Source organism: Burkholderia seminalis DSM 23518 (assembly GCF_902832885.1).
In the GTDB taxonomy this organism is placed as follows: domain Bacteria; phylum Pseudomonadota; class Gammaproteobacteria; order Burkholderiales; family Burkholderiaceae; genus Burkholderia; species Burkholderia seminalis.
This window is the reverse complement of the sequence record NZ_CADFDK010000002.1, coordinates 47,435-60,903: the sequence shown is the minus strand read 5'-3', so window position 1 is coordinate 60,903 and position 13,469 is coordinate 47,435. Positions and strand designations below refer to the sequence as shown.

Annotated in this window: 14 protein-coding genes and 1 pseudogene; 12 read left to right on the top strand and 3 right to left on the bottom strand. The window is 69.2% G+C overall.

Going from position 1 to position 13,469, the window contains the following annotated elements; translation table 11 throughout:
• Window positions 1-9 precede the first annotated feature (9 nt).
• The gene (locus tag HWX00_RS06695) at window positions 10-684 is read right to left on the bottom strand and encodes a histidine phosphatase family protein (protein WP_034189704.1); all 675 of its coding nucleotides are present in this window, start codon (window positions 682-684) and stop codon (window positions 10-12) included.
• Window positions 685-853: 169 nt separating this feature from the next.
• Between HWX00_RS06695 and HWX00_RS06690 the strand changes: the two genes are divergently transcribed.
• From HWX00_RS06690 to HWX00_RS06675, 4 genes are all read left to right on the top strand, one after another.
• Window positions 854-1,060 carry a DUF1737 domain-containing protein gene (locus HWX00_RS06690; protein WP_175027232.1) on the top strand — a complete coding sequence of 69 codons (207 nt, stop codon included), beginning with the start codon at window positions 854-856 and terminating at the stop codon, window positions 1,058-1,060.
• A gap of 119 nt (window positions 1,061-1,179) precedes the next feature.
• The gene (locus HWX00_RS06685) at window positions 1,180-1,335 is read left to right on the top strand and encodes a DUF3309 family protein (protein WP_034189706.1); all 156 of its coding nucleotides are present in this window, start codon (window positions 1,180-1,182) and stop codon (window positions 1,333-1,335) included.
• A gap of 235 nt (window positions 1,336-1,570) precedes the next feature.
• Complete coding sequence (locus HWX00_RS06680; RefSeq protein WP_034189707.1) at window positions 1,571-2,308, top strand: response regulator; 738 nt, start codon at window positions 1,571-1,573, stop codon at window positions 2,306-2,308.
• Window positions 2,305-3,390 carry an ATP-binding protein gene (locus HWX00_RS06675; protein ID WP_069705932.1) on the top strand — a complete coding sequence of 362 codons (1,086 nt, stop codon included), beginning with the start codon at window positions 2,305-2,307 and terminating at the stop codon, window positions 3,388-3,390. The genes HWX00_RS06680 and HWX00_RS06675 overlap by 4 nt, the downstream gene beginning before the upstream one ends.
• An 18-nt stretch (window positions 3,391-3,408) precedes the next feature.
• Here HWX00_RS06675 and HWX00_RS06670 read toward each other — a convergent pair.
• A pseudogene (locus tag HWX00_RS06670) lies at window positions 3,409-3,642 on the bottom strand (hypothetical protein); the annotation flags it as partial.
• A gap of 188 nt (window positions 3,643-3,830) precedes the next feature.
• Between HWX00_RS06670 and HWX00_RS06665 the strand changes: the two are divergent.
• The 8 genes from HWX00_RS06665 (at window position 3,831) to HWX00_RS06630 (ending at window position 12,646) form a co-directional block, all read left to right on the top strand.
• The gene (locus HWX00_RS06665; protein WP_233633322.1) at window positions 3,831-5,096 is read left to right on the top strand and encodes an ABC transporter substrate-binding protein; all 1,266 of its coding nucleotides are present in this window, start codon (window positions 3,831-3,833) and stop codon (window positions 5,094-5,096) included.
• Window positions 5,080-6,039 carry a carbohydrate ABC transporter permease gene (locus HWX00_RS06660; RefSeq protein ID WP_226103857.1) on the top strand — a complete coding sequence of 320 codons (960 nt, stop codon included), beginning with the start codon at window positions 5,080-5,082 and terminating at the stop codon, window positions 6,037-6,039. Before HWX00_RS06665 ends, HWX00_RS06660 begins: the two co-directional genes overlap by 17 nt.
• Window positions 6,027-6,866: a carbohydrate ABC transporter permease gene (locus HWX00_RS06655; protein WP_034189710.1), complete on the top strand. Its 840-nt coding sequence runs from the start codon at window positions 6,027-6,029 to the stop codon at window positions 6,864-6,866. The genes HWX00_RS06660 and HWX00_RS06655 overlap by 13 nt, the downstream gene beginning before the upstream one ends.
• Before the next feature lie 10 nt (window positions 6,867-6,876).
• Window positions 6,877-7,911: an NAD(P)-dependent alcohol dehydrogenase gene (locus HWX00_RS06650; protein ID WP_175027231.1), complete on the top strand. Its 1,035-nt coding sequence runs from the start codon at window positions 6,877-6,879 to the stop codon at window positions 7,909-7,911.
• 3 nt (window positions 7,912-7,914) lie between these two features.
• Window positions 7,915-9,108: an ABC transporter ATP-binding protein gene (locus HWX00_RS06645; protein ID WP_175027230.1), complete on the top strand. Its 1,194-nt coding sequence runs from the start codon at window positions 7,915-7,917 to the stop codon at window positions 9,106-9,108.
• 28 nt (window positions 9,109-9,136) lie between these two features.
• Complete coding sequence (locus tag HWX00_RS06640) at window positions 9,137-10,075, top strand: AraC family transcriptional regulator (protein ID WP_175027229.1); 939 nt, start codon at window positions 9,137-9,139, stop codon at window positions 10,073-10,075.
• On the top strand, window positions 10,072-11,538 hold the full coding sequence (gene xylB, locus HWX00_RS06635; protein WP_175027228.1) for a xylulokinase: 1,467 nt from the start codon (window positions 10,072-10,074) through the stop codon (window positions 11,536-11,538). The genes HWX00_RS06640 and xylB overlap by 4 nt, the downstream gene beginning before the upstream one ends.
• Window positions 11,539-11,620: 82 nt before the next feature.
• Window positions 11,621-12,646, top strand: a complete 1,026-nt coding sequence (locus HWX00_RS06630; protein ID WP_175027227.1) for a MerR family transcriptional regulator — start codon at window positions 11,621-11,623, stop codon at window positions 12,644-12,646.
• Window positions 12,647-12,653: 7 nt separating this feature from the next.
• Here HWX00_RS06630 and HWX00_RS06625 read toward each other — a convergent pair whose 3' ends face one another.
• On the bottom strand, window positions 12,654-13,469 hold the full coding sequence (locus HWX00_RS06625) for an alpha/beta hydrolase (protein ID WP_175027226.1): 816 nt from the start codon (window positions 13,467-13,469) through the stop codon (window positions 12,654-12,656).

Below are 13,469 nucleotides of genomic sequence, written 5' to 3'. Positions count from 1 at the left end.
GTTCGTGGGTCAGCCGTAGGTTCGCCACGCGTGCCGTTCGGGATCCTCCAGATGCGGGATGCCGTTGAACGACGCGAGGTGGAACGCATCGGCATTGAAGAAAAACTGCGAAAGACTGCTGTTGCGGATCTGCAGGTTCAGCGCGATCGCGCTCGACGGCGGTGCCGCGAGCACCTGCTGGACGGTCACCGCGATCGGGCCGCCGGAACTCACCGCGAGCACGCGCTGACCGCCGCCCTCGCGGATCGCGGCGCGTGCGTCGGCGACGCGCTGCTGGAAATGCGACCAGGTTTCGGGGGCCGCGTCGCCGAGCTTGTCCTCGGTCCACAGCTGCAGCACCTGCCGGAGCGCGCGGAAGTGCTCCTTCATCGAGCCGGCGGCCAGCCGCGCGACGTCCGGATAGTCGCTCGCGGCCGCCGCGAACAGCCCGTGGAAGTCGTATTCGTTCAGGCCGGGATGGCGGTCGACCGGCACGCCCTCGCGGCCCATCCCGCGCAGGATCGCGTCGACCGTCTGCGCGTGGCGGGTCATCGTGCCGCGGATCACGCGATCGAACGTCAGGCCCTGCCGCGCGAAGTATTCGCCGAGCCACGCGCCCTGCTGCTCGCCGGCAGCGGAAAGTCGGTCGTAGTCGTCGGTGCCGAATGATGCCTGCCCGTGCCGTACCAGAAAGAGTTCAGCCATCGCATGCCCGCCTGAGTGAAGGATTCAGCATAGCCAGCGGGGCAGCATTTTTGAAATTTATTTGTTGAATGAACCGACATTCATGACGGAAATACACTTGCCCTCGCGGGTGGCCCGGGTTTGTCCGACTTATACTGCCCGATCCGCCCCCTTCACAGGAGTCCAGACCATGTCGCATTCCCCGCCCAACGACCTGCCTCGCTATCGCTTGCTGACGGGCAAGGACGACGCCACGTTTTGCCACCGTGTATCGGATGCACTGGCGCTCGGCTATCGCCTGTACGGATCGCCCGCCGCCACCTTCAACGGCGATCACGTCGTCGTCGCCCAGGCGCTGCTCTGGGCGGACGCCACCGACACGGACGCCGGCGCGTAATCCCGGCCGCCCGCCGCGCATCGTCCGATGCGGCAGCGGCGCCCACGGACGCATCGGCCCCGGCGGCGCGGTACGCAAATTGCGACAGCACCGTGTCGAATAAATTCTGGAGGGATGCGATGCTCGGTACGATCCTCATCATCGTTCTGATTCTGCTGCTCATCGGCGCATTTCCTGCATGGCCGCACAGCCGAAGCTGGGGTTACTGGCCATCGGGCTCGGTCGGGCTCATCGTCGTCATCGTCGTCGTGCTGGTGCTGCTGGGTCGGATTTGACGCACGAACGCGCGTGCCCGTTGCATGAGCACGCGCGTTCCAGTCCCGGCGCCAGGACTTCCGTCGTGACTTCTTTACACACGCGAGCAAACCGTAGCAGCACACGCGGTGCCGTCCGTCACGCTTGCACGCTCGCCCACCTGTTCCGGGCGCGTTGCCCGCCTTCGTTCGATCGACCGGACCGTGCGGTAGGATGGCGACTCGATGGAACCCCGATAGATCTGAACGAGTGGCCATGCCCGAATTTTCCTCGTCTCCCGGCGCCGGCCAGGGCGCGCAAGCGCTCGTCCTCATCGCCGAGGACGAGCCCGAGATCGCCGAGATCCTGACCGCCTACTTCGCGCGCAACGGTCTGCGCACCGTGCACGCCGCCGACGGCCGCCGCGCGCTCGAACTTCACCTGTCGCTGAAGCCGGACCTCGTGCTGCTCGACGTGCAGATGCCGCACGTCGACGGCTGGAAGGTGCTCGCCGAGATCCGCCATCGCGGCGACACGCCGGTCATCATGCTGACCGCGCTCGACCAGGACATCGACAAGCTGACCGGGCTGCGCATCGGCGCCGACGACTACGTGGTCAAGCCGTTCAACCCGGCCGAAGTCGTCGCGCGCGCGCAGGCCGTGCTGCGCCGGTCGATGGCCGGCTCGCGCCAGGAAGAACAGCGCGTGCTGCGCGCCGCGCCGTTCGAGATCGATCTCGAACATCACGAAGCGACGGTCGAGGTCGGCGGCACACGCCACACGCTCGTGCTGACGCTCACCGAATTCAAGCTGCTCGCGCAACTCGCGCGCGCGCCGCGCCGCGTGTTCAGCCGCGCCGAGCTGATGGCCACCTGCCTGCCGGAAGGCGATGCGCTGGAACGTACGGTCGACAGCCACGTCAGCAAGCTGCGCAAGAAACTGGACGACCTCGGCGTACAAGGCGTGCCCGCCAGCGTGCGCGGCGTCGGCTACAAACTGTGGAGCGGCGAGTGAAACTCGATGGCCTGAGCCGCCAGATCGCGCTGACGATGGGCGCGATCGCGTTCGGCATCACGGTGCTGATCGTCGTGACGGCCTACGCGTTCTACTACCTGCTGTACCAGTACTCGCCCGAGTACTTCAAGCCGCAGAGCTGGCTCCCGAGCGGACCGGAGTGGGTGTGGATCGTCTCGACCACGCTGGTCGGCCTGCTGATCTCGGTCGTCGTCGCGATCAACCTGTCGCGCCGCATCCTCGTGCCGCTGAACTCGGTGACGGACGGCATCCGCCGCGTCGCGCGCGGCGACCTCCGCGCGCGCGCCGTCGCCGGCGACCGTTCGCTGCGCGAAGCCGCGCTGCTCGCCGACAACTTCAACGCGCTCGCGAGCGAGCTGCAGCGCGTGACCGAGGAGCAGACCTTCTGGAATGCGGCGATCGCGCACGAGCTGCGCACGCCCGTAACCGTGCTGCGCGGCCGGCTGCAGGGGCTCGCCGAAGGCGTGTTCACGCCGAACGAAGCGCTGTACCGCAGCCTGCTCGCGCAGGTCGAGGGGTTGACGCGGCTGATCGAGGATCTGCGCGTGGTCAGCCTCGCCGACAGCGGCCACCTGAGCATCGAGATCCGCGACACCGACCTCGCCGCCGACGTGCGCGCCGTGGTCGACGTGTTCGCGCCCACGCTGCAGGCCGCCGGCCAGCATCCGGAGCTCGATCTCGATACGCGGCGCATGTGCTGCGACCCGGTCCGCATCCGCCAGGCGTTGCTGGCGCTGCTGGAGAACGCGCGCCGCCATGCAGTGCCCGGCGCGATCCGGATCCGGACGCGCGTCGAGCACGGCATGTGCCGGCTGAGCGTCGAGGACGACGGCCCCGGCATCCCGGCCGATTTCGCGCCCCATGTGTTCCAGGCATTCCGCCGGATCGACGATACGCAACCCGGCGGCACCGGCCTCGGGCTCGCCGTCGTCGCGGCGATCGCGCATGCGCACCGCGGCGAGGCCATCTGCGTGCCGACCGGCGCGGGCGGCACGCGCTTCGAGCTGCAGTGGCCCGACAACCTCGTGCCGGCATCCGACCTCGAGCGCTTCCCGGCGTAACGCGGCGCCGTTACGCGCTCATGCGCACCGCTCGCGTCCAACCTGTTCGAGCGGCGGGCCGAAGCCGAGCACCGTGTATTCCGTCACGGACACCGTTCCTCTCCCGCCGGCGCCCTGCACGACCACCGCGCGCACGGCGCCGGCGCGATCGAATTTCAGCTGCGTGCCGACCGTGGCGTGACGCAGCGCCTCCAGTTCCTCGATCCGGGCGATCGCGAGCTTGCGCACCGCGCCGGACACGTACACCGGCACCGGCCCGGCTCCGGCCCGCTTCCCGCCCGACCACCACATTTTGTGCATCGCACGACCGACCCTGAGCAAAAAGTATCGGTTTCCAAACTCTTTTGATGTGGTGATCGCATCGCCCGCGTCACACCATTGTTCCTGCCGTCATCGACGGCATTCGAACAAGCAGAATCAAGGAGACACGGGTGAACAAGATGCGAATCGTCGCAGCCGGCCTGCTGCTCGGCGCCTGTCTGCCGGGCGTCGCGGCCGCGCAAGCCTGCAAGGTGCCGACCCTTCGGGTGCTCGCGCAGAAGAGCCTCGGCCTGTCGGTGATGGAGAAGTCGCTGGCCGACTACGAGAAGAAGAGCGGCACCAGGGTCGAGATCAGCTATTTCGGCGAGAACGACCGTCGCGCGAAATCGCGGCTCGACGCGTCGACCGGCGCGGGTTCCTACCAGATCTACTACGTCGACGAGGCAAACGTCGCCGAATTCGCGTCGGCCAACTGGATCGTGCCGCTCCTCAAGTACTACCCGAAGGAATACGACTACGACGATTTCCTGCCCGGCCGCCGCGCGGTCGCGAGCTACAACGGCGTCGCGTACTTCGCGCCGCTGATCGGCGGCGGCGACTTCCTGTTCTACCGCCGCGACCTGCTCGACGCCGCGCACATCCCGGTGCCGAAGACGCTCGACCAGCTCGTCGCCGCGATCAAGAAGCTCAACGCGCCGCCGAAGCTGTACGGCTGGGTCGCGCGCGGCCAGCGCGGCTCGGGGATGAACGTGTGGCGCTGGTCGCCGTTCATGCTCGGGATGGGCGGCGCATGGACCGACAAGGGCGGCCAGCCCGCGTTCAACTCGCCGGCCGCCGTGAAGGCCACGCAGCTCTACAGCGACCTGTTCAAGTACGCGCCGCCGGGCGCCGCGACCTACGACTGGAGCAACGCGCTCGAAGCGTTCCGCTCGGGCAAGGTCGCGTTCATGATCGAATCGACGCCGTTCGCCGACTGGATGGAGGATGCGAGCAAGTCGAGCGTGGCCGGCAAGGTCGGCTACACGCGCCCGCCCGCGCCGCTGCCGTCGGCCGCGTACGGCCACGGCTTCGCGATCTCGGCGGTCGGCGCGAAGGACGACTGCACGCGGATGGCCGCCGGCCGCTTCATCGCGTGGGCGACCAGCAAGGACCAGGAACAGGCGCGGCTGCGCAACGGCGTGTTCAGCGACTACAACCGCTCGAGCACGATCGGCAGCCCGTACTTCAAGCAGCACGTCGCGCCGCAGATCCAGGCCGGACTGAACGACACCAACCCCGTCACGCAGGTGACGATCTGGCGCACGCCGCAGTGGCCGGACATCGGCGACAACCTCGGCATCGCGCTCGAACAGGTGTTCACCGGCACGCAGACGGATATCCGCGGCACGCTCGACGACGCGGCCCAGTACGCGAAGGATGCGCTCGAACATGGCGCTCGCAAATGACGGCGCGGGCGGGCGCGCGCTCGACGTCCGCCCTGCCCCTTCCCCTCCTGCGGCCCGGCACGGCCGCGCGCGCCGCGACCGCACGAGCCTGCCGTGGGTATTCCTCGCGCCGACGCTCGCGCTGCTCGCGGTCCTGAGCCTCGTCCCGACCGTCGCCGCGATCAACCTCGCGCTGCGCAACCGCGTGCTGCGCTACCCGGACAGCGAATACGTCGGCCTGCGCAATTTCGTCCGGCTCGCGTCGGACCGCCGCTTCCTGAACGCGATCGAGGTGTCGGTGCTGTGGGAAGTCGTCACGGTCGCCGGCGCGGTGCTGGTCGGAATCGCGCTCGCCGTGTTCCTGTTCGAGCGCGTGCACGGCCGCTGGCGCCGTCTTGCGTCGCTGGTGCTGATCATGCCGGTGCTGCTGCCGCGCGTGTCGGCCGCGTTCATCTGGAAGTTCATGTACGCGCCGCTCACCGGCATCCTGAGCTGGCTGCTCGGTACGCTCGGCATCGAGAACACCGCGTTCCTCGCCGATCCGCATCTCGCGCTGTACGCGGTCGCGCTCGTCGACGTATGGCAATGGGGGCTGTTCTTCGCGGTCGTGATCCTGAAGCTGCTGGAGACGCTGCCGCCCGAGCCGCTCGAAGCCGCGCGGCTCGACTACGCGACGACGTGGCAGGTGCATGCGTACATCGCGCTGCCGATGCTGAAGGCGCCGCTCGTGAGCCTCGTGTTCATCAAGATGGTCGAGTCGCTGCGTTCGTTCGACCTGATCTACGTGATGACCAAGGGCGGCCCCGGCATCGCGACCGAGACGCTCGATCTCTACGCGTACCAGCAGGGCATCGGCCTCGCCGGCAAGGTGTCGTATGCGTCGGGCATGGCCGTGCTGATGATGGTCGCGACCACGCTCGTCTTCACGCTCATCTGGAAGAGGGTCAACAAATGGGACGACTGATGGCTCGCCGAATGGCTCGCCGCGGCCCCGCCGCCGTTTCCACCGTCGCGATCGCCGGCGCGATCCTGCTCGTCGCCGCGTTTCCGCTGTTCTGGGCCGTGCTCAATTCGCTCAAGCACCTGCTCGACATCGTCACGCCGACGCCGCGCTTCATCTTCACGCCGACGCTCGCGAACTACGAGCAGGTGCTGTCGAGCCCCGAAGTGTTGATCGGGCTCGGCAACAGCATCGCGATCGTCGGCGCGGCCGTGCTGATCGGCGCGGTGCTCGGCGTGCCGGCCGCGTATGCGATCGCGCGCTACCCGGTGCGCGGCAAGCGCGACATCCAGTTCTTCCTGCTGTCGCTGCGCTTTTTGCCGCCGGTCGCGGTCGCGCTGCCGCTGATCGCGATCTGGGTCGATCTCGGGCTGTACGACACGAAGCTGTCGATGATCGTCACGTACCTGCTGGTCACGCTGTCGACCATCACGTGGCTGTCGATTCCGGTGTTCCGCCGGCTGCCGCGCGAGATCGAGGAAGCCGCCGCGCTCGACGGCTACGGCCCGTACGCGGTGTTCTGGCATATCGCGCTGCCGGTGTGCGCGAGCACGCTGCTCGGCGGCATCGTGTTCAGCTTCGTGCTGGTCTGGAACGAACTGATGATCGCGCTCGCGCTGACGTCGTCGCGCAGCGCGACGCTGCCGGTGGTCGCGTCCGCGTTCACGTCGCTCGGCCAGGAAGTGCCGTGGGGCGTGATCAATGCGTCGACGGTGCTGCTCGCGCTGCCGCCGCTCGTGTTCGTCGGCATGCTGAGCCGCCTGCTCAATTCGATGGTCAAGGGAAAATAAGGAGGAAACGTTGAAAGCGCTCGTACTCGAACGCACGCGCGAGCTCGCGCTGCGCGACATCGACCTGCCGCAACAGGTCGGCCCCGGCGATGTCCGGATCAAGGTGCATACGGTCGGCGTCTGCGGCAGCGACGTGCATTACTACGTTCACGGCGGCATCGGCCCGTTTCGCGTCGACGCGCCGATGGTGCTCGGCCACGAGGCGTCCGGCACCGTCGTCGAGACCGGCGCCGCCGTCACGCACCTGCGCGTCGGCGACCGCGTGTGCATGGAGCCCGGCGTGCCGCGCCTCGATTCGCCCGCGACGCTGCGCGGGTTCTACAACCTCGATCCCGACGTGCGCTTCTGGGCGACGCCGCCCGTCCACGGCTGCCTGACGCCGTTCGTCGTGCACCCGGCCGCGTTCACGTACCGGCTGCCCGACAACGTGTCGTTTGCCGAAGGCGCGATCGTCGAGCCGCTGTCGATCGGCCTGCAGGCCGCGAAGAAGGCGGCGATGAAGCCGGGCGACCTCGCGGTCGTGATCGGCGCCGGCACGATCGGCGCGATGACGGCGCTCGCCGCGCTCGCGGGCGGCGCCGCGCGCGTGATCCTCGCCGACGTCGTACCCGAGAAGCTCGCGCTGTTCGCCGGCAACCCGGCCGTCACGACCGTCGACGTGCGCACGCGACCGCTTGCCGACGCCGTAGCGGAAGCCTCCGGCGGCTGGGGCGCGGACGTCGTGTTCGAGGCAAGCGGCAGCGCGAACGCCTATGCGGGCCTCGTCGACCTGATGTGCCCGGGCGGCTGCGCGGTGCTGATCGGCATGCCGGTCGCCCCCGTGCCGCTCGACGTGGTCGCGCTGCAGGCGAAGGAAGGCCGCATCGAATCGGTCTTCCGCTACGCGAACATCTTCCCGCGCGCACTGGCGCTGATCGCGTCCGGCGCGATCGACGTAAAGCCGTTCATCTCGCGCACGTTCCCGTTTTCCGAAGGCGTGCGCGCGTTCGAGGAAGCGGCGAGCGGCCAGCCGCGCGACGTCAAGATTCAGATCGAAATGGATTGAGCCATGGCCCAGATCACCTGCAAGGCTTTGTCGAAGCACTACGACGGCGGCCCCGCCGTGCTGCATCCGCTCGACCTCGAGATCGCCGACGGCGAATTCATCGTATTGCTGGGCCCGTCCGGCTGCGGCAAGTCGACGATGCTGCGGATGATCGCGGGCCTCGAGGCGGTCACCGGCGGCGAACTCGTGATCGGCGATGCGGTCGTGAACGACCTGCCGTCGCGCGAGCGCAATGTCGCGATGGTGTTCCAGAACTGCGCGCTGTACCCGCACATGACGGTGTACGACAACATCGCGTTCGGCCTGCGGCGCCTGAAGGTGCCGGCCGACGAGATCGACCGCCGCGTGCGCGACGTCGCGCGCATCCTGAGCCTCGACGCGCTGCTCGAGCGCCGCCCGCGCGCGATGTCGGGCGGCCAGCAGCAGCGCGCGGCGATCGCGCGCGCGATGATCAAGACGCCGGCCGTGTTCCTGTTCGACGAGCCGCTGTCGAACCTCGACGCGAAGCTGCGCACGCAGTTGCGCGGCGACATCAAGCGGCTGCACCGGCGGCTGAAGACGACGACGCTGTACGTCACGCACGACCAGCTCGAGGCAATGACGCTCGCGGACCGCGTCGTGCTGATGCGCGGCGGTCGCATCGAGCAGATCGGTACGCCGGCCGAGCTGTACGGTCAGCCGCATACCGTGTTCGCCGCCGGGTTCGTCGGCACGCCCGCGATGAACTTCGCGGACGGCACGATCGGGCGCCACGGCGCGACCGTGGTGCTCGACTGCAACGGCACGCGCTGGCCGCTCGCGTCGTCGCGCTTCGCGCGGCTGCAGGACGGCCAGCAGGTCAAGGCGGCGGTCCGCCCGAATCACCTGCGGCTCGTCGCCGAAAGCGATTCGACCCCCGGCACGCTCGCGCTGACCGGCACCGTGGAACTCGTCGAACTGCTCGGCGCCGAGGCGCTCGTCACGCTCGACTGGCACGGCCAGCCGTGCGCGGCCCTCGTGCCGGCCCCGATGGCACCGGCCCCGGGCGCCGTGGTAGCGTTGCGCTTCGACGAAGCAGCCCTGCACCTGTTCGACGCCGGCACCGAGCGCAACGTCACGCTGCCCGACGCGAACCCGATCGCGCACGCGGCCCCGCCGGCGGCCGCGACGCGCGCCACGCCGCCTGCCGCGACGGGCTGGTCGATGTCCCGCTCGTAGCACGCCGGCACGCCCGACGGAGCACACGATGAACCCGGATCTCGAGATCGTTCCCACCCACCGCGACGAATCGTTCCGCGCGTGGGTCCACGACTATCCGCATTCGGTCGCGAAGTGGCACTTTCATCCCGAATACGAGATTCATCTGATCCAGGCGTCGCACGGCAAGGTGTTCGTCGGCGACCATATCGGCGATTTCGGCCCCGGCAACCTGATCGTCACCGGGCCGAACCTGCCGCACAACTGGGTCAGCGAACTCCCCGACGGCGAGCGTGTGCCGTCGCGCGACGTCGTGCTGCAGTTCTCGCGCGATGCGATCGAGAAGATGGTCGGCGCGTTCAGCGAGCTGCAGCCGGTGATCGACCTGATCGACGACGCGGCGCGCGGCGTGCAGTTTCCCGACCGCATCGGCATCGAGGTCGCGCCGCTGATGCTCGAGCTCGCGAACGCGCACGGCTGCCGGCGCGTCGAGATCCTGATGTCGCTGTTCGACCGGCTGTCGTCGTGCCGCGAGCGGCGCGTGCTCGCGGGCCCCGGCTACCGCAGCGACGCGCAGCACTACATGTCGTCGACCATCAACCAGGTGCTGTCGTACCTGCAGCAGAACCTGCCCGGCGTGCTGCGCGAGACCGACGTCGCCGCGTTCGCCGGCATGAGCGTCAGCACCTTCACGCGGTTCTTCCACCGCCATACCGGCTCGTCGTTCGTGCGCTACCTGAACCGGCTGCGCATCAACGAGGCGTGCGAGCTGCTGATGTTTTCCGACCTGACGGTGACCGACATCTGCTACCGGGTCGGCTTCAACAACCTGTCGAACTTCAACCGTCAGTTTCTCGCGATGAAACAGGTGCCGCCGTCGAAGTTCCGCGCGCTGCATCGCCTCAACGAACCGCACGGCCGCGACGACGACGCGCCGCTCCCGCGACGCGCGCCGCCGCGCGCCCCAGACAGGACGCTTCATACGTGACATTTCTCGGCATCGATCTCGGCACGTCCGAGGTCAAGGTTCTCCTCACCGATTCCGGCTCGGTGCCCCTCGCGACCGGCTCGGCCACGCTGTCGATCAGCCGCCCGCATCCGCACTGGTCCGAACAGAGCCCGCAGGCGTGGTGGCACGCGATGCTCGATGCGATCGCGTCGGTGCGCGCCGCGCATCCGGCCGGCTTCGCCGCGCTGCGCGGCATCGCGCTGTCCGGGCAGATGCACGGCGCGACGCTGATCGATCGCGCGGACCAAGTGCTGCGGCCCGCGATCCTGTGGAACGACACGCGCGCCGACACCGAATGCGTCGAACTCGAGGCGCTGGTGCCGGAGTCGCGCGCGATCACCGGCAACATGGCGATGCCGGGCTTCACCGCGCCGAAGCTGCTGTGGCTCGCGAAGTACGAGCCGGCCGTGTTCCGCGCGGTGCACAAGGTGCTGCTGCCGAAGGATTACCTGATCTGGCGCCTGTCCGGCGAATTCGTGTCCGACCTGTCCGATGCGTCGGGCACGCTGTGGCTCGACTGCGCGCGCCGCGACTGGTCCGACCGGATGCTCGCCGCGACCGAGCTGTCGCGCGCGCAGATGCCGCGCCTCGTCGAAGGCAATGCGCCGGCCGCGCAACTGCGCGATGCGCTGCGGCGCGAATGGGGCATCGCGGGGCCCGTGACGATCGCCGGCGGGGCCGGCGACAACGCGGCGTCGGCGATCGGCATGGGCGTCACGGGCGCCGGCAGCGGCTTCCTGTCGCTCGGCACGTCCGGCGTGCTGTTCGCCGGCAACGACCGCTTCGCGCCGAACCCGGATGCGGCGGTGCACGCGTTCTGCCACTGCATCGAAGGACGGTGGCACCAGATGAGCGTGATCCTGTCGGCCGCCGCGAGCCTCGACTGGCTCGCGCGCGCGCACGGCACGACCGCCGGCGCGCTGGCCGCGCGCGCCGAGCACGCCGATCCGGCGCGTGCGCCGCTGTTCCTGCCGTATCTCGGCGGCGAGCGCACGCCGCACAACGACGCGCATGCGCGCGGCGTGTTCTTCGGGTTGTCCAACGAGCACGACGCGGACGACCTCGCCTATGCGGTGATGGAAGGTGTCGCGTTCGCGATGGCCGACGGCTACGACGCACTGCGTGCGGCCGGCACGACGCTCGACACGGTGTCGTTCATCGGCGGCGGCTCGAAGAGCGCGTTCTGGGCGCGGCTGTGCGCGAATGCGACCGGGCTCGCGATGCAGCGTCATGCGGACGGTGCCGTCGGCGCGGCACTCGGCGCCGCGCGTCTGGCGCGACTGGCGGCGACGGGCGACCCGCTCGAGGCAGTCTGCGTCGCGCCGCCGGTGACGGAGACGGTCGCGCCCGATTCGGCGTCGGTCGATCGGCTGGCGGGGCGGCTCGCGCGGTATCGGCGGTTGTATCGGGCGTTGCGGGAGGAATTCGCGGCCGCCGACTGAGCGGCCGCGCCATCGCACTTGACCCGGCCCTTGGGGTCGCCTTTATGCTGGACGCAACCAATCGACCGCAAAGAGGTGACGGATGGGTAGGTCCACGCCCCGTTTGAACGCATCCGCGGCCGCCGCGCAGCTTGGTGTTTCGACCAAGGCGCTGCGGCTGTATGAGCAGCATGGCCTCGTCATGCCGGAGCGCACGCCGGCCGGATACCGCGCGTACGGCCCGGACGACCTCGCCCGCGCCGCCGACATCGCGGCACTGCGCAAGCTCGGCCTCAGCCTCGCGCAGGTGGCGAACGTGCTCGACGGCGATGCGCGCAGCCTCGATGCCGCACTCGCGGCACACGAAGCCGCGCTCGATCGCGGCGTTCAGGATCTGGTGCGCAAGATGGACCGCGTGCGCGCGATCCGCGCCGGCCTCGCGCGCGGCCGGATGCCTGCCGGCGGCGAGCTGACGCGGCTGCTCGACGATTCGGGTACCGGCGTCGCGTTCAGCCTGCCGTGGCCGTGGGGCGGCGAGTGGTTCGAGTGTCGCGATATCCGGCCGCTGAACTACATCATCGGCTCGCTGGGAAGCGGCAAGACGCGGCTCGCGCTTCGGCTGGCCGATGCGCTGCCCGGTGCGGTGTTCGTGGGGCTCGATCGGCTGGAAAACGACTGTGCGGCGGCATGCGCGGCAGTGCGCGCCGATCCAGCGCTGAAGTCGTGCGTCGACCGCGCGCTGACCTCGCTTGCCGACAGGGGCGCCACGCCGTCGGCAGCGCTGACCGCGCTGCTCGTCAACCTCGAAGCGGAAGGCCCGCGCACGCTGGTCGTCGACATGATCGAACAGGATCTCGACCGTTCCACGCAACTGGCCTTGATGGCCCATCTGCGTGAACGCGCCGCCGCCGCCGGCAGGCGGCCGCTGTTCCTGCTCACGCGCTCGTCGGCGATCCTCGACCTGGCGGCCGTCGGCCCCGACGAAACCATCCTGTTGTGCCCGGCCAATCACAGCCCGCCTTCACGGGTGGCGCCTTACCCGGGCGCGCCCGGTTACGAGGCGGTGGCGACATGCCTGGCGTCGCCGGCGGTCCGCGAGCGGCTCGCCCGCCGGCCGGAAGCGGCGTGAGCAGGTATCAGGATTCCAGCCGCCCCAGCCTGCGCGCCATCGCCGGGCTCACCGCATGCACGGGATCGAAGCCTAAGAATTCGAGCACGTGCCGCGCGACGTCGTCGCGATCGTTGTCCGCGCAGATCATGTGATAGCTGTTTTCCAGCACGATCCCGCGCGCGTCGGGCATCTTCTCCAGCAGGAAATCGGCCGAGCGCAGGCTCGTCAGTTCGTCCTCGCGCGCATGCAGCACGAGTGTCGGGCACGGCGTGCCTGGCGCGGCCTCGCGCACCCAGTCGCGCATCCGGTCGACCTGCCGCACGCACGCGAGCGGCACCCACGCATAGTGGAAACCGTCCTGCCGCTCGAACTTCTTCTTCACGATCGCGCGGATCGTCGCGTTCTTGATGCCGAACGGATCGCCTTCCTCGACGCGCATCCGTTCCGCCACCCCCGGCACGCGATACAGCACGTGCCGCAGCGACCGATACCACGGCGTCGACCAGCCGTCGATGAATACCGGTGCGGCCAGCAATGCGAGCCGGCCGCGCGCATGCTGCACGCGGTGGCACAGCAGCAGCGCGACCAGCGCGCCCATGCACATCCCCGCGACATGCAGCGTGTCGTACTCGCGTTCCAGCGCACGATACTGTTCGGTCACCGCGTCGAGCCACGCCTCCGCGCGCACGCCGACCAGATCCTCGGGGCGCGTGCCGTGCCCCGGCAGCGTGATCATGTGCGGGTCGGCGCCCGCGCGCCGCATCGCCTTGTGCAGCGAACCGAGATCGTATTGCGTGCCGCCGAGCCCATGGATCAGCAGGACGCCCGTACGCCCTGTCAT

What these genes read in the sequence shown, in the direction of transcription:
- HWX00_RS06695 (WP_034189704.1), bottom strand. Translation starts at nt 684, where the DNA reads ATGGCTGAACTCTTTCTGGTACGGCACGGGCAGGCATCATTCGGCACC.
- HWX00_RS06660 (WP_226103857.1), top strand. Translation starts at nt 5,080, where the DNA reads ATGGCGCTCGCAAATGACGGCGCGGGCGGGCGCGCGCTCGACGTCCGC.
- HWX00_RS06685 (WP_034189706.1), top strand. Translation starts at nt 1,180, where the DNA reads ATGCTCGGTACGATCCTCATCATCGTTCTGATTCTGCTGCTCATCGGC.
- HWX00_RS06690 (WP_175027232.1), top strand. Translation starts at nt 854, where the DNA reads ATGTCGCATTCCCCGCCCAACGACCTGCCTCGCTATCGCTTGCTGACG.
- HWX00_RS06680 (WP_034189707.1), top strand. Translation starts at nt 1,571, where the DNA reads ATGCCCGAATTTTCCTCGTCTCCCGGCGCCGGCCAGGGCGCGCAAGCG.
- HWX00_RS06630 (WP_175027227.1), top strand. Translation starts at nt 11,621, where the DNA reads ATGGGTAGGTCCACGCCCCGTTTGAACGCATCCGCGGCCGCCGCGCAG.
- HWX00_RS06655 (WP_034189710.1), top strand. Translation starts at nt 6,027, where the DNA reads ATGGGACGACTGATGGCTCGCCGAATGGCTCGCCGCGGCCCCGCCGCC.
- HWX00_RS06645 (WP_175027230.1), top strand. Translation starts at nt 7,915, where the DNA reads ATGGCCCAGATCACCTGCAAGGCTTTGTCGAAGCACTACGACGGCGGC.
- HWX00_RS06625 (WP_175027226.1), bottom strand. Translation starts at nt 13,469, where the DNA reads ATGACAGGGCGTACGGGCGTCCTGCTGATCCATGGGCTCGGCGGCACG.
- HWX00_RS06640 (WP_175027229.1), top strand. Translation starts at nt 9,137, where the DNA reads ATGAACCCGGATCTCGAGATCGTTCCCACCCACCGCGACGAATCGTTC.
- HWX00_RS06665 (WP_233633322.1), top strand. Translation starts at nt 3,831, where the DNA reads ATGCGAATCGTCGCAGCCGGCCTGCTGCTCGGCGCCTGTCTGCCGGGC.